Origin of the sequence: Ruegeria sp. HKCCD7296 (assembly GCF_013110775.1) — a bacterium.
GTDB lineage: Bacteria > Pseudomonadota > Alphaproteobacteria > Rhodobacterales > Rhodobacteraceae > Ruegeria.
In genome coordinates this window covers 54,348-72,386 of sequence record NZ_WVRF01000004.1, presented here as the reverse complement: position 1 = coordinate 72,386, position 18,039 = coordinate 54,348, and the positions used below count along the sequence as shown (strand labels likewise).

The following is an 18,039-nucleotide window of genomic DNA, read 5'->3' as shown; positions in this document are numbered from 1 at the left end:
AACGCCATTCCACCAAAGCAGCTTGTCCGTTGCGCGATGTAACACATGTGCGTTCAGGTCTTTCGGAAGGCTAGATGTCCGCCCAATGACCACGCTGGCCGAAGAGATGGAAGACACTACTGCCAGCATGGACCTCGCGGCATTTCCGCTTGATTTGGGTTCGTTTGCGCCAACACGGTTGCGCAATTCAGTTTTATCGATAATAAATCTGCGGCAACGCAAGCTGCAGGAAGTTTTATAGATAAAATGATCATCCCTCATTCCGGCTGGACCCGAAAGTCTGCGCAAGCTGTTCATGATCTTCCGTTGATGGATCTTCTGTTTCGGGCGCAAACCGTGCACCGCGAGAACTTTGATCCCAACAAGGTCCAGACGTCAAAACTCCTGTCGATCAAGACCGGTGGGTGCGCCGAGGACTGCGCCTATTGCTCGCAATCGGCCCGCAACGGATCAACCCTTCCGGCGTCCAAGCTGATCGAGGTTCAGCGCGTTCTGGCCGAAGCCAAGAAAGCCAAGGATGGTGGCGCAACTCGGTTCTGTATGGGTGCTGCGTGGCGCGAACCCAAACCGCGTGACATGCCTGCCCTAGTTGCGATGGTCGAAGGCGTGAAAGCGATGGGTATGGAAACCTGTATGACACTGGGCATGCTGGATGACACTCAGGTCGTCCAGCTGCGCGACGCCGGGTTGGATTACTACAACCATAACATCGACACCTCTGAGCGCTATTACTCCGAAGTGATCACCACCCGCACTTTCTCGGACCGGATCGATACGATGAACCGGGTGCAGGAAGCCGGTATCAAGGTCTGCTCGGGCGGTATACTGGGTATGGGCGAACATACCGGCGACCGTATCGACATGTTGCTGACCCTGGCCAACATGACCCCTCCGCCGGATTCGGTTCCAATCAACATGTTGATGCCGCAGGCTGACACGCCGTTGGCCGATGCAGAGCCGATCGATCCCATCGACTTTGTGCGGATCATCGCAACCGCCCGTATTCTGATGCCCAAATCTTATGTTCGCCTGTCTGCCGGACGCAGCGATATGAGCGACGAGATGCAGGCGATGTGCTTCTTCGCCGGTGCCAACTCGATCTTTGTGGGCGAAACGCTCTTGACTGCGGAAAACCCCGAGGAAGACACCGACTCGATCCTGTTTGCGAAACTTGGCATTCAGGCTGAAACGGCGGAAGACCACAAGCGCACGGAAGCTGCCGAATGAAAGCAGTCGATCGACTGGAATCCATGCTTGATGCGCTTGAAGCCCGGCACCGCCGCCGGGCTTTGATCCCTGCGCAGGGTTTGGATTTTGCGTCGAACGATTATCTGGGTTTGGCGGGGTCAAAACTGTTGCAAGATGCCGCAAAGGCTGCCTTGGCGCGCGGTGTGCCGGTTGGCTCTGGTGGCTCGCGCCTGCTACGGGGTAATCACCCCGAACACGAGGCGCTTGAACAGGAAGCTGCCGCATTCTTTGGATCTGAAGCCGCGCTTTTCATGGGCGGAGGGTTTCAGGCCAATCAAGCAATCTTTTCCACCCTGCCAGCAGCCGGAGATCTGGTGCTTTATGACGCACTGGTCCATGCCAGTGCCCATGAAGGGATGCGTGCGAGCCGCGCGGATCTGCGTGCCTTTCGCCACAATGACGTAGAAGATGCACGCAAGGTTCTGGCCGAGTGGCAGTCGACGGGTGGATCGGGCCACATCTGGATCGCAGTGGAAAGCGTGTATTCCATGGAAGGCGATCTTGCACCGCTGGAGGATCTTGCCTCCTTGGCGCGCGAGGCCGATGCCGTACTGATCGTGGATGAAGCACACGCCACTGGCGTTTTTGGCCTGAACGGCAAAGGTCTGGCGCATGGTCTGAGCGCGGAGGTTCTGACACTCCATACCTGCGGCAAGGGTCTGGGCGTTTCGGGCGGTCTGATATGTGGTCCGCGTGTAATGATTGATACGCTGATCAATCGCGCGCGGCCCTTTATCTTTGCAACCGCGCCTTCGCCTTTGAACGCTGCCTTGGTACGGGCAACTTTGCGGGAATTGGCGACCAACGCTCAATTGGTCGCTGCTGCACATGACCGTCTGCGTCATGCCCATCACGTGGCCCGGCAAACAGGACTGCCGGATTCGGCCCTGACCAGCCAGATCATCCCGGTTATTTTGGGTGACGAGGCCAGAACGATGGCGACGGCCTCTGCCTTGCAGCAACAGGGCTTTGACATCCGGGGTATTCGCCCCCCCACCGTTCCCAAGGGAACGTCCAGACTGCGTGTGTCGATCACCGGAAATGTGACCCACGAGGATATCTCGGCGCTGTTTGCCACCATCGCCAGCCATCAATCGGAGGCCGCATGAGCGCGTTGATTGTCGTCGGAACCGACACGGGCGTCGGAAAAACCGTTTTTTCCGCTGGTCTGACCGCAGCGTTGAATGCAGGGTATTGGAAACCCGTTCAGTCGGGTTTGGAAGATGCGACGGACACAGAAACCGTCCGATTGTTGTCCGGTGCGGAAGTTTTGCCTGAGGCGTATCGCCTGAACCTGCCGGCCTCACCCCATCTGTCTGCCGAAGACATGGGTGTTGAGATTGATCTGTCGCGCCTTGCTGTGCCGCAGGTTGACGGGCCGCTGGTCGTTGAGGGGGCAGGGGGCCTGATGGTGCCGCTGAACCGCCAGTCCTATTACCTGGACCTGATTGCCCAGTGGCAGGCCCCGGTTGTGCTGGTCGCACGCACGGCGCTGGGAACGATCAACCACACCACATTGTCTCTGATGGCCTTGCGTGGCGCTGGATGTGAGGTTGTGGGTGTTGCCTTTGTCGGTGAGGCTGAGCCGGATGTTGAACAAACCATCGTAGAGATGAGCAATGTCCGTCACCTTGGGCGCCTTCCGGTTCTAAGCGAACTGACACAGCAAACCCTGAAAGATGCCTTCTCAGAAATTGACGTTGTCACCATTCGGAGGTTCTTGTGACCCCGCTTGAGTTTGACGCCCGCCACCTGTGGCACCCCTATACCAACGTCGCCAATCCCGGCGCGATGCACCTGATCGACCGGGCCGAGGGCGTTTATCTGTACCGGGAAGACGGCGTGAAGATGATCGACGCCATGTCCTCGTGGTGGTGTGCGATCCACGGTCACAAACACCCTGAGATCACATCTGCGATGCAGAACCAATTGGAGAAGATGCCCCATGTGATGTTCGGGGGGCTGACGCATCATCCAGCCATTGATCTGGGGCGCAGGATGATCGACATGCTGCCCGAAGGGCTGGATCGCATTTTCTACTGTGACAGCGGTTCGGTTTCGGTCGAAGTGTCGATGAAGATGGCTGTGCAGTACCAAATGGCACATGGCCGCAGCGGCAAGTTCGAGTTCGCTACTATTCGGGGCGGTTATCACGGCGACACCTGGAAGGCGATGAGCGTCTGCGACCCGGTCACCGGTATGCACGGGTTGTTCCGCGGAGCCTTGTCGATCCAGCACTTCCTGCCGCGCCCGCACGTGCGGTTGGGTGACGAATGGCCCGCAGATTCGGTACAGAACGGGCTGGAGCCGCTGGAGCGCTTGCTTGCCGAAAAAGGCGACCAACTGGCGGCCCTGATCCTTGAGCCTGTGGTTCAGGGCACCGGTGGTATGTATTTCTATCACCCACAATGGCTGCGCGCGGCACGTGCCTTGTGCGATGCCCACAATGTGCTGATCATCTTTGATGAGATTGCAACTGGCTTTGGCCGCACCGGTAAGCTGTTCGCCATCGATCACGCTGACGTCAAACCTGATATTTTGTGCTTGGGCAAAGCGCTGACCGGTGGACATATCTCATTCGCGGCAACGGTTACCAGCGAGCAGGTGGCTTATGGCATCGGCAACAGTGAGGCAGGCGTGTTCATGCACGGCCCGACTTACATGGCCAACCCTCTGGCCTGTGTCGCGGGATCGGCAAGCCTTCGTCTGCTGGCCGAGGGGAACTGGGAACGGCAGGTTTCTGATATTGAGGCCCAGATGCGCACCGAACTGGAGCCAGCTCGCGTTTTGCCTGGCGTAGCGGATGTCAGAGTCCTTGGTGCCATCGGCGTTATCGAAATGAAGGATACGGTTGATCCTTCTGTCGCCCACCGGCTGGCCCCAAAGACCGGAGTGTGGCTACGCCCCTTTGCGCGCAACATCTATTGCATGCCCCCTTACGTAATCTCTCCTGACGAGCTCAGCCAGGTCACGAGTGCAATGGTCGCGCTGGCCGGGGGGCAGGGATGAAACACAGGTGGCTGGAGCAATCAGGCGACGGCATTCTGATCCTTGTGTTCGGGGGTTGGGCGCTTGGTGCTGCACCGTTCCTGGGTCTATCCGGTGGCGCGTCTGTTCTGTTGGTTGATGACTACACCCAGCTTGATGACCCCTTGCCTGATTTGACAGGGTTTGACCGTGTCGACATGCTCGCGTTTTCCTTTGGCGTGGCATCTGCCGCGCATTGGCTGGCTAATACTCAGTTTCGCCCCGACCGGCTTGTTGCCGTCAGTGGCACCCTGCATCCGACCTGTCCGGACCGTGGGATTGCGCCCGAAATGATACGGGCGACGGCGGATCAGCTGACGACCTCCAGTTTTTCCAAGTTTTGCCGCCGCGCGGGGTTGTCTGTTGAGGCACCAGAGCTTGACCTCGCAGCAGCGCAACAAGAGCTTCACGCAGTGATCCGTCGCGGATCGGCCCTGAATCCCGGGTTTGACCTGGTGTGGATACCCGATCGGGACCGTATCATTCCAACGAAGGCGCAAGAGGCTGCCTGGGCGGAGACCTCAGCTTCGGTCAAACGTGTTGCAGGGTCACATGTACCCTTCGGGTCAGGCCAAAATTGGGCGGAGTGGCTGTCATGACGGCGCAACCGGCAGATAAGGTCCAACGCAGCTTTAGCAGAAGCTTTGACACCTATCACGACACAGCCAGCCAACAGGCGTGGGTTGCTGATAAACTGGTTTCTGAACTGCGCCGTGTGGGCGCACCGGGGCAATTTCGCACCGCATTCGAAATGGGGTGTGGCACCGGGCATCTCACCCGGACGTTGCGGCAAAATTTCGATCTGCCTGACCTTGTTCTGAACGACATCGCGCCGCAAGCCCAGGCAACGGCAGACGCCGAAGCGGCCGTATTTATCGCAGGCGACGTGCGTATGGTGCAATGGCCCGGCCAGATCGACCTGATCGCTTCAGCCTCGATGATCCAATGGATGGACGACCCGACCGGGCTGCTACAGCAGGCGGTCGATGCATTGGCCCCCGGTGGCTGGCTGGCCATTTCAGGATTTGGACCTCAGCAATACAAAGAACTGACAAGCATCGGATCAACAGCCCAGGCGCCTGGCCTTTGCGGGGCAGACGCCCTTGTCGCGGCCATTGAGGGGTCAATGCGGGTTTTGACCGCCGGGGAACGCATCCGGCCATCATATTTCGAAACTCCGCGTGACGTTTTGAAATACTTGCGCCGAACCGGGGTGAACGGTCGCGCGCAAGGGGCGTGGACCAAGTCCACTCTGGCCCGGTTTGAGAAAGACTATGTACGAAGCTTTGCGACGGATGACGGGGTGTCTTTGACATATCACCCGGTTTGGATCATTGCCCAAAAGCAGTAAGCGGCTATTCGGCGACCACCAAACCATTTCGTTTGCAAACAACATTTGGCAAATGCCCTTTGACGGGTGAGGGTCCGTAAAAAGCAGATTGATATGTCTGTCTGAATCCAGAGTGACCAGCGCGCACTTACCCGGCTTTTCCCGTCAGTTACCACGATCTGGACCTGCGCATTCCGAGCAGCAATACGCGCCAGATTGGTTTCTTGCAGTTCATGAAGCCTAAAGCTGGATTCGGCATTGACGGCACCGCCCGACAGAACTTCAAATCGCCGGGTGCGGCTGCAGCGCATGCTTACTGCAATTGATGAAACCCGTCTTTGAAATCTCACAGGTGCTTCCATCCTAAAGTATTGAAATGGTTGTCACACATACGCTTAAAGAACACTCCATTCAGATGGCGAATATTGGATCCACGAACGGGATGCGGTTCCTTCGTGGATCTCTGAGTGTTGAACTCAAGCTGGATGAACGCCCTGTGACGCAAGCCGACAAGCCGGTTGAAGCTGAGGTTCGGTCCTACTTGAAACGACATTTCCCCGAGCATGGAATCTTTGGTGAGGAACACGGGCAGGAGGCTGGAGACGGTCGGCATATGTGGTTCATTGATCCAGTTGGCGGCACCCGTTGTTTGGCTTCCTGTGTGCATATCCGGTTGAGGGACAGCCTAGGCTAGGGTTGGTTGGAAGGCCTGCCTTGGATGAGGTATTTGTGGGTGTCATGGGGGAGGGGGCCACAAAGAATGGCCAGCCCATTCAGACCCCGCAGCAAACGCGTTTGGATCAGTCGATCCTGTCTGTGAACAAAGATGACAAGATTCAGCGCGATCATCCGAACCTGTTCGACCGATTGATGCAGGCTTGGCAGAACCGTCGGTTTACCTCTGACTGTTAACCTTATGCGCTGTTGGCTGCGGTGCATGTGGATGCTGTGGTGGATTTTGATCTGCAACCCTAAGCATTTCTGGCAGTCACGCCATTTGTTGCGGCAGCCGGTGGTGTGAAGACCGATTGGCAGCGTAGGGCTTTGAAACTGAAGTCTGATGCACGGTCGCTTCTGCGGCGACGCCGGAATTACGTGCTAACCTACTGGCGTTGATACACGGATAGAGGCCCGGCAGAATGCGCCGGGCCTTGGCTTCATGGTCTTGGTCATTCGGCTGCTATGGCCTGTTCATAACCAGTCGTCTTGGCAATTGGGCTCCATTCCAGATCACCCGTGTAACGCCATGCCAGATCACCCTTTTCGTCCATCGCGATCAGGTGAAGCCAGCGGTTGTCAAAGAGCGCTTTGACATTGGCGTGGCGCTTGAGAATGGCGTTCATGGCCTCACGTGGGGCTTCGATCACCACAGACAGACGCAGAGGGTCGTGTTGGAACGCCTCGCCATCATGAACTGATTGCCAGGGCAGCCCCGGACGCAAAGCGCCGCCGTTCCCTTCAACAACACCAATCCCGCCGACTACGTTGTGGAGCAACTTGTTGCCCCCACCGAATAACCCCGGCGCGACAGTCGAACCATAGTATTGCAAGCTGATCCAGCTGGCCACGACAACCGGGGCGGTCATGATCAACTCTAGCACGCCAAACCCATCATCCGAGCGCCAGTCATAGCTGTGAAGGAAGGACTGCCCGGCCAAACCGGTCCCGTCAGTCCGGCTTCGCGGCGCTGCGATAAAGGCGCGGCACCCTGCCAAACCCCATTCGGGTCGAAGCTCTGCCCAATCCTTAGCGCGATGGGCGATATCGTCGCCCCCATGGGCCCGAGGCAGCCGGGCCGCACGCTCGGTACGTGAGAGGCGTCCGGCTTCTGCCAACCAGGTTTTCAGCTGAGCGATCTGCGGCGCCCACAATCCCGCGGGGTGATCCTGATCAAACAGAGTAACGCCATCTGTCGTGGTATTGTGCAGCGCTGGCAGAAACAGCGTGTCAGTGGGGATGTCGATCCCTTTGTCCCGCAGTCCGTCCCGTACTTGGTTGTCGTTCAGCAGGCTGGCAAGTAGCCGGGCGCTTACATCCCCCGCGTGACCGCCGCAGGCACCGCATTGCAACGCGCTTTCATGGGGGTTATTGGTGACGTCCGCCCCATGTCCCGCCAGCATCACGATGCGCGCGAAATTATCTGTCAGAGACATCGCGCCCAGAATGGCTTTGGCGGTATCGATGCGCGTGACCAGATCCATTAAAGGGTCCAGTTTAGGCGCAGGGTCAAACTTGCTCCCACTACCACTCGCAGCCAGCGAATCCCGCAACAATTTACCAGCGTATATCGGACCAGTCGCCTCGACAAAGGCAAAGGATGAAACAGCGGCCAGCTTGAACCGCCCCCACGCCCTTTTGGCACGGGCCGTATAGCGACGATCCAGGTCGGACAGTGTGTCTTCTGCTGCTTTGGACTTAACATTGGGGTTCAGCAGAACCGGACCCCGCAGTTCGGTCACGTCTGATCCCGCGCATTTATGTGCGCTGGCCAACCCGAAGAACCCGGCAAAGCCGATGGTTTCGATACCCGAGTCCTGTGCTTCCAACGCCCGGCGAAAAACTTCGGACCGGACATCGATACAGAACGCAGCCTGCACCAGTGGGCGGCCCTCGGTCGCCCGTGGCTGACGACTAGCCAAAACCTGACCCAGCTTGCGCTGTTGAGCCCGTTCCGCAGCATCCTGCAGAATGGCATCAATCACCATGTCACGGGACGGAGTGATCGGGGTCTCGTGCATTGCGACGGTTTCCAGCCAACGCGCCGAAATCTGATCACGGTATTGGTGGAACAGGGCCTCTTCAAATACCATCCGAATGGCCAGCAACTCCGCCGTTGTTGTGTCGGTCTGACCCTGAAGCTCGGCCTTCCACAACAAATAGCGCGCGTATTGCGCCCAACCGCCAAGCGTGACTAGCCAACGATGAAATGTTGTTCCAGCCGCGTCAGGCGTCACGCCCAGCGTTTCCGAGGCCCGCCCGATGGCGCGCCATTGCGAACGGTTGGTGGCCGCCACAAATGCGCCAAAGCCTTTCAACCCATTGATCTCAGGTGTCAGGTCGCGCGATGCGAACTCCCGCCATGCACTGAACGCACCGCCGGCACGGCTGGGCTGCCAAAGGGCCTGGCCTTCGTCAAAATGGCTGGCAGCCCAAGCTCCGATACGTTCTTCGATTAAACCGGGCCAGTCGATGCCAGACACATCTGCGGCCAATTCCGCCACCGTCGGAAACGGGGCAAGAGGTGCGGCATCATCCGTCAAAGCGGCTGTGACTTCTTCAAGCCCCGGAGGATCAAAGCGACTTTCTACATGCGAAATCGCCTCAAGCAGATCCCCTTCGGTCATCTCACCCGAGTTCAACTTCTCGGCCATAATGCGCCTGTCAGGGGTGATGCGCACACCGGCAACACGGCCAAGACGTGCGGCCGTTACAGCGAGGGTATCCCCTGTCTGACCCAAAAAGGGGTTCACAGCGACATTCGCAGACAGCGGAAACAGAGGAGGGATCTGACGCACAGCGTCATTAGCAATCGCGACTAGTTCCAAAAGCGGAGCAGGATAGCTTTCGTGTTTCATATACATATCTGATCCCCTTTTCACACAGTCCGGCGCGTGGACCACCCGTCCAGCAGCCGATCAAAGATTGCGTTGGCATAAAGTCCATTGGACAAATGCACCCGCATTCCCGCCGCCGCCGGATGCGAGGCCCAGAGCGGGAAGGTCGATTGGGCCAGCGCCACGGCGCCAAAACTGATGAGCGCAAGAACGATCAAAGCCCATTCCAGCGGTCCTGCAGCAGGCGTAGGCGGCAGGGTGCCCGCCGTTAGATTCTGCGCAGCGATTTGCAGAACGAAGTAGCTGACCGATGTTGCACCCGCATAGATGACAGTGCGCCGGGTCAGCGCACCGGGCGCTGCATCCGCAAAGCCTTGCGCCAGCAGGTAGGCGACGCCAAAGATCAGGATCACACCCAAGGCAATGGCCTGAACAGATTTCCCGTCGATTCCGAACACCGAAGCCACCGCACCATAGATCAGAATGCCGGTTGCAAAGGCCAGCAATACATTGCGGGCACTTGGTACTGCCACCGGCCCCGGACGGCGAATGGCGGCCACGTTGCGCACAGCTTCACCCGCGCTCAGGAAGGCGTGGGCCTTGTAGAGCGAATGCGCCACAATGTGCAGCAGCGCCAGCGGGAACAGGGCAAGACCGCACTGCATGATCATGAACGCCATCTGGGCAATTGTTGACCACGCCAGGGATGTCTTGACCGCGGGCTGCGTCAGCATGACCAAGCCTCCGAACAGCGCGGTGAAACCGCCCAGCATGACCAACAAGGCCATAATTCCAGGAGCCACCAGCATCACATCCGCAAAGCGGATCAATAGAAACCCGCCCGCATTGATCACGCCCGCATGCAACAGGGCCGAGACCGGGGTTGGTGCTTCCATCACCTCGGTCAGCCACCCATGGACCGGGAACTGGGCCGAAGCCAGTACGGCCGCCAGTGCGATGAACAGGGCGGCGACAATTGTGGTTACTGTCGGCTGTGCTTCTGACAGGATCGTAGCGATGTCGGTGGTGCCGTAGCCGATGATCAGCAAGGCAACGGCCAGACCAAGCGCAACTTCGCTGATTCGCGCCACAACAGCCTTTTTGCGCGCTGCGCGTTGTGCCGTGGTACGTTCGGGGTAGAACAGCAGCAGTTGATGCAGTGCCAGGCTTGTTGCAATCCAGGCGACCAGCAGTTGGACGATGTTGCCGGACATCACCAACAAAAGAACGGCGGCCAGCGCGACAGACATCCAACCGCTAAAGGCACCCTGCCTTGGTTCTCCGTCCATGTATGTTGCAGAGTACCGCAATACGATCCAGCCAATGAAACTGACCAGAATCAACATTGTGGCGCTTACAGCATCCAACCGGACCGAAAGGCCCACTCCCCAAAAGCCGATCATCGTCGAGGTCCCGGACCCTTTTGCAATTAGCAGCATGACCGCCAAGGCAGACACGCCAAATGCCGCCAGGGCCGCCCATTCTGCGACTTTCGGCAAATTGCCCGGACGCATCCCCGGATGTCGGCTGCAGTAATATGCAGATCCCAACAAGATCATTGGACTTAGGAGGGGTAGAAGCAGGTAACTCATGCGTGTGTCCCTTGACGTTCGATACTGACTCGACTTGTTCCGTTCGACATATTTCGCAGTGCAACATAAGAAAAATACATTGTTTGATGTGTTTCGTTCATATAAATAGAACGATATGCCGCTCAACTATCATCACCTGCGCTACTTCTGGGCCGTCGCTCATGACGGGAACTTGACCCGCACGGCGCAGCGTTTGAATCTTTCTCAATCGGCCTTGTCGGTGCAGATAAAAGAACTGGAAGACCGGCTTGGTCATCCGCTGTTTGAACGCCGGGGCCGCAAGCTGCATCTCACCGAAGCCGGACATATCGCTCTGGACCACGCCGATGCGATTTTTGCGACAGGTCAGGAACTTGTGGCAACCTTGCAGGACGCGGGGAATACGCGGCAAGCTCTTAGGGTTGGGGCACAGTCCACCCTTTCTCGCAACTTTCAGATTCGTTTTTTGCGGCCCATTTTGGCGCGCGCAGACGTCGAGGTTATTTTAAGGTCCGGTAGCCCAAGCGAGTTGCTGGAGGGGCTCGAAACGCTGAATTTCGACCTGGTCTTGATGAACCACGAACCCGCAAGCGACAGTTTGACCAGCTTTGTCACTCATCATTTGGCCGAACAACCGGTGAGCATCGTCGGAACCCCCGATCGTCTGAAACCGACACGTTCAATACGGGATCTATTGGAAGAACAACCCTTCATCCTGCCCACAACGAACAACAGTGTCCGCACGGCTTTTGATGCCATGGCCAGCCGCATGTCGGTGCGCCCTCAGGTGGCAGCCGAGGTGGACGACATGGCGATGATGCGGCTGCTTGCACGGGAGGATATCGGGCTGGCTCTGGTGGCTCCGATCGTTGTTCAGGATGAGTTGATTTCGGGTCGTCTGGTCGAGGCGCAAGAGCACCCGAAAATCAAGGAAAACTTCCACGCGATCACGTTCAAACGCCGGTTCCCGAACCCTTTGGTGCAAGAGCTCTTGTCGCATGGATCGGACACGCAGGACGGTGTCTGAGGTCAGTCACCACGCGCGGATTTGAACAGGTACAGGAAAACAAAAAGAGACCCGATAGACGTTGTCACGATACCCACGGGCAGTTCCTGTGGGGCCAAGAGCAGGCGGGACAGAATATCCGACAGCGTCAGCAGAATCGCCCCTACGATGGCCGAGGTAATCAGCAGGTTTCGGTGCAGCGTACCAGCAATGCCGCGCGCAATATGAGGCACCATCAGCCCAACAAATCCGATGACACCAGCCACGGACACAAAACTGGCCGTAGCCAACGCAGCCACAAAGAACATTCGGAATCGAAGACCCTGGACGGGAATTCCCAGTGACGACGCAGTGAAATCTCCGGTCAAAAGGGCATCCAGCCAGCGACTGCGATAAAGCGCGTAGCTTAGGATCAGGGCAAGCCCGGTCAGGACCAGTGGAAAGGTCTGCCATCGGGCAAGACCCAATCCGCCCAGCATCCAGAAGATAACCGAATGCGCCGCACGACTGTCGCCGGAAAAAATCAAATAATTTGTAATCGCGGAAAACAGGAAAGACACAGCCAAACCGGCCAGGATCAGCTTTTCCGGCGCACTTGTGCGCAAACCCTGAACCAGAGCCAGAACAATGCCAGAGGCTATTAGCCCCCCGCAAAACGCCGCCAAAGGCAGGGTCCAGACCCCCAGCACATCGCCAGTGACCGTTATGACAAGAACGGCCCCAGCCGCCGCCCCCGAGGACAGGCCAAAAAGGAACGGATCGGCCAGATCGTTGCGCGTGGTTGTTTGCAAAACCACGCCAACTACGCCCAGCCCTGCGCCGATCACAGCGGCGAACAAGGCTCGGGGGAGGCGAAGGTCGAAAACGATCCGATGCACCGGGGACATTTCACCTTCTGTCAGGCCGGTCCCCAAGCCAATGGCGGTAAAGACCTCGGCCATTGGGATCGAGGTTGTGCCATAGATCGTAGACAGCAGCAAAAGGGCGGTCAGAATGACCGCCCCCAGCAAGATCGATCGGCCCAAATGGACCATGTCAGTTGGTCTCCGGATGCATCGCATTGGCCATCTTTTCAATGGCTTCAATATTTGCCGGTCCGGGTGTCAATTCCTCGTAACGCAGGCCGATCCAGCGCGCGTTCTTGACTGCATCGGTTTGTGACATGACAGGATGATCTTTCAGAAACTGGAAGGTATCTTCTGCACCATTTCCTGTTTGATAGTCCAGTAGCACCAGGAATTCCGGGTTTGCGGCTGCCACGGTTTCCCAAGAGGTGCGACCCCAGCTGGTATCCATGTCATGTGTGACGTTTACACCCCCCGCAGCGGCAATCATGGCGTCCGGGATGGCGAATTTACCTGCGGTAAAAGGCGCATCTGCCGGCCCGTCCAGCAGGAAAACACGAGGTTTATCCAGATCGGCGGTTTTTGCCTCAAGGGCATCCAACTGGACTTTCCAGCCCAAGACAAGGTCTTCCGCCTTAGCCTCGACACCCATCACCTGGCCCAAACGCAGGACGTCGTCAAACAGCAGATCCATGCTGGCTTCGGGGCGGTCTTTGTTCAGGTGCACGCAGCTTTCGGTCAAGACCATGGTCTTGATGCCAAAGGGTTCCAGCGTGTCTGGGGTCACTTCGCCACCTGGCTGCATTCCGTAATACCAACCAGCGAAAAACATATCGGGTTCGACAGAGACAAGGTTTTCAACTGTAGGATATTTCGGAGCCAACTCGGGGATGTCGCCGCGCTGTGCATCAAAATCCGGGCTGGTCTTGTACCAGCCTGTGATGCCGGTCAGGCCGACGATCTTGTCTTGCAGACCCAAAGCAAACGCCATGTCAGTCATGTTCATGTCGTGAACAACGAGCCGTTCTGGCGTTGTTTCAAAAACCAGTGGCTCGCCGCAATTGTCCACTGTAATGGCATCCGCGGCTGCGCCGCTTGCCAGGCCAGTGAACACAGCCACAGGCCAGAGTTTCTGCATCATTGTAAGCTCCTGTTATGATGACAGTTTACGTTTTCGAATATCCAGAGCAGGGATCATGCGGCCCTCATGCTGGAAACACAGATAATCCACTCCAAACGTGTCGCGGACACGATCCGTTGTCAGAACATCGTTGACAGGGCCAAACCCTGTCAGACGTGTTGATTTCATTAACGCCACATGAGTGGCAAATTCCGGGATCATGACCAGATCGTGGACGATCATGACAACCGTCACGCCCAATTCAGCGACCAAAGACAACATGTGCCCCTTGGCATCCGGGTCTAGGTGATTGGTCGGCTCGTCCAGAAACAACAGAGACGGGTTTTGAGCCAGCGCACGTGCGATATGCGCCCGTTGCCTCTCACCCCCCGATAGCTGACCCATAGGTTTGCGGGAAAGGTGCATTAAACCCGTTGTTTCCAAAACCCGGTCAAGATCTTCCCTGTGCTCAGACGCGGACTTGTCAGCCTTGATCGGAATTTGGCCAAGTGCAACATAGTCGTGCAATCGCAACCGACTATCCGGCATTTCCTGTTGGCCAACCACAGCGATCGTCCGCGCGCGTTCATGGGCCGACAAGGTGCGCAGGCTTTGACCTTTTATCTGCACATCACCCAGCGCAATACGTTCGATTCCGCAAAGCAGCTTGAGCAGCGTAGTCTTCCCAGCCCCATTCGGTCCCGCAATCGCCAGAATTGATCCTTCTTCCAAGCCAAAGGACACATCCTGAAGCAGCACATCACCGTTCAAGGCATAATATTCTAGGTTTTCGACAGCCAGGAAACTCATGACGGCCTCTGCGATGGCAAGGCAGGCATGCGCGACAAGGTTTTGGTGAACAGTGTTAGCGGGCGGTCAGTTGCGTTTGTCCAACCATCGGAACTGAGCTGATATTGCCCGGCGAATTCCACCACTGCATCCAGATCCTGTTCCGAAACGATGTCACCAAACAAATACTGCGCCTTGCCCGGTGCCTGAAAACCGACGGTGGTTGGCCGGTCGCAGCCCGCCATGCACGCGACCTCCCGGATTGCAAACCCTTCGGGCAGTTTTCGCGCCAATGCGCCACTCACTTGATCGGTGGACATCGCGCCTGTGCATGTCGTGCATACAAGTAGGAAATGATCTGCAGTTTTCGTCATTGTGCGCACCGGTTACCGCTGATCAAACTACAATACAATGTTATAACATTACTATTTTGAGAATCGCGATCTTTTCGCGAGGCCACAGCACAATAGGTATTGGGGTTGAGGATAAAGCTATCAGTCACCTGTTGCATTGTCCGCTCTGCTTGAAACCAAGCGCGGACAGAAGGTGCCAAAAATGGAAACACGCGAAAACCGTGCCATCAAAGCCTCCTTCCAGGACGCCCCGCCCCGGGTTGGTTAAACATCGGATGGCAGGTCTCCTGACTTGCGGGTCAAAGCTTGGCCCACCTTCCCAACCCTTTCGGGGTCAGTGGCGCAGTGGCGTCGCTCTCCGCTTACAGTTGCGGGGGCAGTCACGGACTTGGCGCAATACAGCGCCGCACCGTATTCCCATTTTCATCCCTTTCGGAACCATCCAACTCAGCTAGGCTGGCGGTGCTGGACTTGTCAAGAAGGAGAAGCAGTCGAGCCGATCCAAAACATCTGGGCGCGGCTCACATTCACGTTGGCCGGTTCTAGCCTGGTTGATATCAATAGTCGGAAACCAACAAGAAGTCCGGCGCAGCGTCTTCTTCGATCTGTGAAAACCGAGGGATGGAATCTTCGAAGACATTATCCGTACGGTCATCATTCACAGTCGAAACCTCTCCAATAAGGCAATCGCCGTGTTCTGCCCAGAATGCGTGCCAGACACCCGGCATAAGGGTCACGCTTTGCCCCGGTTTCAGCCGCAAATGCTCACCTGGTTGCAACGTAACAGGGCAGGCATCGCTGGGTACCGTCACTGGCGTGTTCCGGTCGATGCCCCCGTCAGGGTCAGATGCGTAAATCTCCAGCACCAGATCACCCCCGCCGCGATTGATGATGTCCTCGGCCTTTACGATGTGACGATGCATCGGAGACAGTTGTTTATCTTTCGAGATCAGCAATTTTTCCGCATACAACATCCCGCGACCTGATTTCAGATCATTCACCTCACCATTGCGCAGAGTGAAGAGGAACAGGCCGAGTTCGTCAAACCGACCCTGAGCGTAATCGGTGATGTCCCAGCCCAGCCCCCGACTGCGGATCGTTTCAGCTACAGGACTTCGCATCTGATCGGGCGACCAATCGGCAAAAGGTGGTAACACGGCTCCAAAGGATTGTATGAAAGCCTGCGCTTCGGACTTGATGCGGTTAATTTCGGATCGTTTCATTGGTTTTTCCAAGAATTAAAGCTCATGCGCCCAGGGCGGCTCGGCCCCGGCACGGGATACGGTTACAGCGGCGACTTCGGCTCCCAGTTCCATGGCCGCGCGCAACGCTTCTGGGGTCAGGTTTCGCACGCCTTGTTTGGTCAGTTTCTCAGCACGGCTGAGTGCGGTGAGCACACCAGCATTGAACGTATCGCCGGCACCGATCGTGTCTACGACCTGCACCTGTTTCACCGGCACCGAAACCTTTGATCCATCTGCCAGATACCCATGTGCGCCATCACCGCCCCGGGTCACTATCAGGGCCGTTGGCCCGGCCTGCAACAACAACGCGGCTTTCGCCGACTCGGGCTCGGTACCGGGAATGATCCAGTCCAGATCCTCGTCGGAAACTTTGACGATATCGGATTGCGCGATCATGTGGTTCAGGCGTGTTCGAAACCGGGCCTGATCCTCGATGAAACCCGGACGGATGTTCGGATCCAGCATCACCGCACGTTCGCCACCATGACGCTTCAACAATGACGCGTAGGCATCCGCGCAGGGCTCACACGCCACACTAATACCCCCTAGATACAAAGCAGAGACTGCTGGAAGCTGATCTGGCATATCTTCCGGCGTCAACATACGCCCAGCCGTGTTTTCATCGACAAAGCTGTAGGTTGCGTGCCCATCTTGAAGTTGAACAAAGGCAAGTGTGCTGGGGCGATCCGAGACGATCACATGCGATGTATCAACGTGACTGGCGTTTAATGCGGTGATCAACTGCTGGCCGAACATGTCCGTTGAAATGCCCGTCAGCATCCCCACAGATACGCCTAGACGCCCCATGGCGACTGCTGTATTCAGGATCGCCCCGCCGGTATGCGGAACAAAGCCGTGCGCACCGAAAACTGTCGGCTCGGCGATCATATCAATCAGGGCTTCCCCGCAACACAAGATCATTCGACAGTCCTTTCCTGGAGTTCTTGTGGGGCACGTCGCTTAACGCTTGAGGGCGTTCTTGCAAAAGTTGTTTGCACCAATGATGCCAAATTCGGCTTGTTCTGAGACGTACAGGTTCAATGACTTTCGCAACTCACTAAAACGTCCACCGCCGTTGAACGCATCCTTAAAGTCCTGATCAAAGAGCCAACGGTTTTTCTCGGCGACGCCGCCCACAAGAAACACCCCACCGGCAGGCATCAGAGTAACTGCCATGTCGCCCATAAGTGCGCCCAGATGCGTGGTGAACATCTGCGCTGTTTTGACTGCGATGGGGTCCGAGGCATCGCGGGCTTCGGCCAAAATCTCTTTGGCAGATCGCAATGAAGGCTGTGCGTTTCCAGCCGCCAATCCAACGGCTTGATACAGGATGGGCAAGCCCGTTCCGCTGAGGAACATTTCCGCTTCCAGAGCCAGGCTGTTCCCGAAAAAGCATTCAGGTGCAATTCGGCGGGCTGCTTCAAAGATCTCTACCTCGTCGCGGTGACGCGGATACAGTCCCACGTGGCCGCCTTCGCCGGAAACCGTGTGATAATGCCCTTCAGAAAACAACAAAGCTCCGACACCAAGCCCAGTGCCGGGGCCAACCACCAAACGCGTGCCCACAGGCGGTTTCGCCTGACCTTGCAAAACCGAAACTTCGTTCTGTTTGACGTCAGCAACTGACCAAGCTGCCGCTGTGAAGTCATTAATAACAAAAGTATGCTCCGCCCCGGTCGCCTGCGCCAGTTCAACCTCGGACAAGTCCAGATTAGCGTTTGTAAGACGGATGACTCCGTTTCTTACAGGACCAGCCCCAGCAGCAACGACCGCCTGAGGATTTGTGCCAACCTCATCTCGCAGAGAGTGAAATGCGTTCAGCAGATCGTCCAATGTGCCCGTAGGGTGCTTGCGCAGGTCCGTTAGCTCGCCATTTGTCACAACGCCAAGACGGGTGTTTGTTCCGCCAATGTCTGCAACCAAATTCCAGTGTTCATGCACAGAACCAGATG

General features: G+C 57.1%; 19 protein-coding genes and 1 riboswitch. Of the genes, 10 read left to right on the top strand and 9 right to left on the bottom strand.

Annotation, left to right across the window (positions count from 1 at the left end; translation table 11 throughout):
• Window positions 1-85: 85 nt before the first annotated feature.
• The 9 genes from GS632_RS07575 to GS632_RS22095 all read left to right on the top strand — a co-directional run bounded on the left by GS632_RS07575 (window position 86) and on the right by GS632_RS22095 (window position 6,517).
• A complete protein-coding gene (locus GS632_RS07575; RefSeq protein ID WP_171176914.1) occupies window positions 86-241 on the top strand; it encodes a hypothetical protein in 156 nt (51 codons plus the stop codon).
• A gap of 5 nt (window positions 242-246) precedes the next feature.
• On the top strand, window positions 247-1,227 hold the full coding sequence (bioB, locus tag GS632_RS07570; RefSeq protein ID WP_171176917.1) for a biotin synthase BioB: 981 nt from the start codon (window positions 247-249) through the stop codon (window positions 1,225-1,227).
• The gene (locus tag GS632_RS07565; protein WP_171176919.1) at window positions 1,224-2,357 is read left to right on the top strand and encodes an 8-amino-7-oxononanoate synthase; all 1,134 of its coding nucleotides are present in this window, start codon (window positions 1,224-1,226) and stop codon (window positions 2,355-2,357) included. Before bioB ends, GS632_RS07565 begins: the two co-directional genes overlap by 4 nt.
• Window positions 2,354-2,974, top strand: a complete 621-nt coding sequence (bioD, locus tag GS632_RS07560) for a dethiobiotin synthase (protein WP_171176921.1) — start codon at window positions 2,354-2,356, stop codon at window positions 2,972-2,974. The genes GS632_RS07565 and bioD overlap by 4 nt, the downstream gene beginning before the upstream one ends.
• Window positions 2,971-4,257, top strand: a complete 1,287-nt coding sequence (gene bioA / locus GS632_RS07555) for an adenosylmethionine--8-amino-7-oxononanoate transaminase (RefSeq protein ID WP_171176923.1) — start codon at window positions 2,971-2,973, stop codon at window positions 4,255-4,257. Before bioD ends, bioA begins: the two co-directional genes overlap by 4 nt.
• Entirely contained in the window at window positions 4,254-4,874 is a 621-nt protein-coding gene (locus tag GS632_RS07550; protein ID WP_171176925.1) for a pimeloyl-ACP methyl esterase BioG family protein, read from the top strand. The genes bioA and GS632_RS07550 overlap by 4 nt, the downstream gene beginning before the upstream one ends.
• Window positions 4,871-5,626 carry a methyltransferase domain-containing protein gene (locus GS632_RS07545; protein ID WP_171176927.1) on the top strand — a complete coding sequence of 252 codons (756 nt, stop codon included), beginning with the start codon at window positions 4,871-4,873 and terminating at the stop codon, window positions 5,624-5,626. The genes GS632_RS07550 and GS632_RS07545 overlap by 4 nt, the downstream gene beginning before the upstream one ends.
• 355 nt (window positions 5,627-5,981) lie before the next feature.
• Complete coding sequence (locus tag GS632_RS22100) at window positions 5,982-6,299, top strand: inositol monophosphatase family protein (RefSeq protein ID WP_253284441.1); 318 nt, start codon at window positions 5,982-5,984, stop codon at window positions 6,297-6,299.
• Window positions 6,251-6,517: an inositol monophosphatase gene (locus GS632_RS22095; RefSeq protein WP_371732288.1), complete on the top strand. Its 267-nt coding sequence runs from the start codon at window positions 6,251-6,253 to the stop codon at window positions 6,515-6,517. Before GS632_RS22100 ends, GS632_RS22095 begins: the two co-directional genes overlap by 49 nt.
• 257 nt (window positions 6,518-6,774) lie before the next feature.
• On the opposite strand, the gene GS632_RS07535 is transcribed toward GS632_RS22095, so the two are convergent.
• Complete coding sequence (locus GS632_RS07535) at window positions 6,775-9,186, bottom strand: YbcC family protein (protein ID WP_171176929.1); 2,412 nt, start codon at window positions 9,184-9,186, stop codon at window positions 6,775-6,777.
• Between the two features lie 14 nt (window positions 9,187-9,200).
• A complete protein-coding gene (locus tag GS632_RS07530) occupies window positions 9,201-10,751 on the bottom strand; it encodes a proton-conducting transporter membrane subunit (protein ID WP_171176931.1) in 1,551 nt (516 codons plus the stop codon).
• Window positions 10,752-10,866: 115 nt separating this feature from the next.
• Between GS632_RS07530 and GS632_RS07525 the strand changes: the two genes are divergently transcribed.
• On the top strand, window positions 10,867-11,757 hold the full coding sequence (locus tag GS632_RS07525; protein ID WP_171176933.1) for a LysR family transcriptional regulator: 891 nt from the start codon (window positions 10,867-10,869) through the stop codon (window positions 11,755-11,757).
• A 2-nt stretch (window positions 11,758-11,759) separates the two neighbouring features.
• Here GS632_RS07525 and GS632_RS07520 read toward each other — a convergent pair whose 3' ends face one another.
• From GS632_RS07520 to GS632_RS22090, 7 genes are all read right to left on the bottom strand, one after another.
• Window positions 11,760-12,770 carry an iron ABC transporter permease gene (locus tag GS632_RS07520; RefSeq protein WP_171176935.1) on the bottom strand — a complete coding sequence of 337 codons (1,011 nt, stop codon included), beginning with the start codon at window positions 12,768-12,770 and terminating at the stop codon, window positions 11,760-11,762.
• Window position 12,771: 1 nt separating this feature from the next.
• Window positions 12,772-13,722, bottom strand: coding sequence for an ABC transporter substrate-binding protein (locus tag GS632_RS07515; RefSeq protein WP_245223154.1), 951 nt, complete (start codon window positions 13,720-13,722; stop codon window positions 12,772-12,774).
• 12 nt (window positions 13,723-13,734) lie between these two features.
• Window positions 13,735-14,511 (bottom strand): ABC transporter ATP-binding protein, encoded by a 777-nt coding sequence (locus GS632_RS07510; protein ID WP_171176937.1) that lies wholly within the window; start codon window positions 14,509-14,511, stop codon window positions 13,735-13,737.
• Window positions 14,508-14,864, bottom strand: a complete 357-nt coding sequence (locus GS632_RS07505) for a DUF1636 domain-containing protein (RefSeq protein WP_171176939.1) — start codon at window positions 14,862-14,864, stop codon at window positions 14,508-14,510. The genes GS632_RS07510 and GS632_RS07505 overlap by 4 nt, the downstream gene beginning before the upstream one ends.
• 238 nt (window positions 14,865-15,102) lie before the next feature.
• A riboswitch (cobalamin riboswitch) is annotated at window positions 15,103-15,301 on the bottom strand.
• 99 nt (window positions 15,302-15,400) lie between these two features.
• Complete coding sequence (locus GS632_RS07500; RefSeq protein WP_171238308.1) at window positions 15,401-16,066, bottom strand: D-lyxose/D-mannose family sugar isomerase; 666 nt, start codon at window positions 16,064-16,066, stop codon at window positions 15,401-15,403.
• A 15-nt stretch (window positions 16,067-16,081) separates the two neighbouring features.
• Window positions 16,082-17,008 carry a carbohydrate kinase gene (locus GS632_RS07495; RefSeq protein ID WP_171238307.1) on the bottom strand — a complete coding sequence of 309 codons (927 nt, stop codon included), beginning with the start codon at window positions 17,006-17,008 and terminating at the stop codon, window positions 16,082-16,084.
• 39 nt (window positions 17,009-17,047) lie between these two features.
• Complete coding sequence (locus GS632_RS22090; RefSeq protein WP_348540082.1) at window positions 17,048-18,028, bottom strand: ROK family protein; 981 nt, start codon at window positions 18,026-18,028, stop codon at window positions 17,048-17,050.
• Window positions 18,029-18,039: the final 11 nt, after the last annotated feature.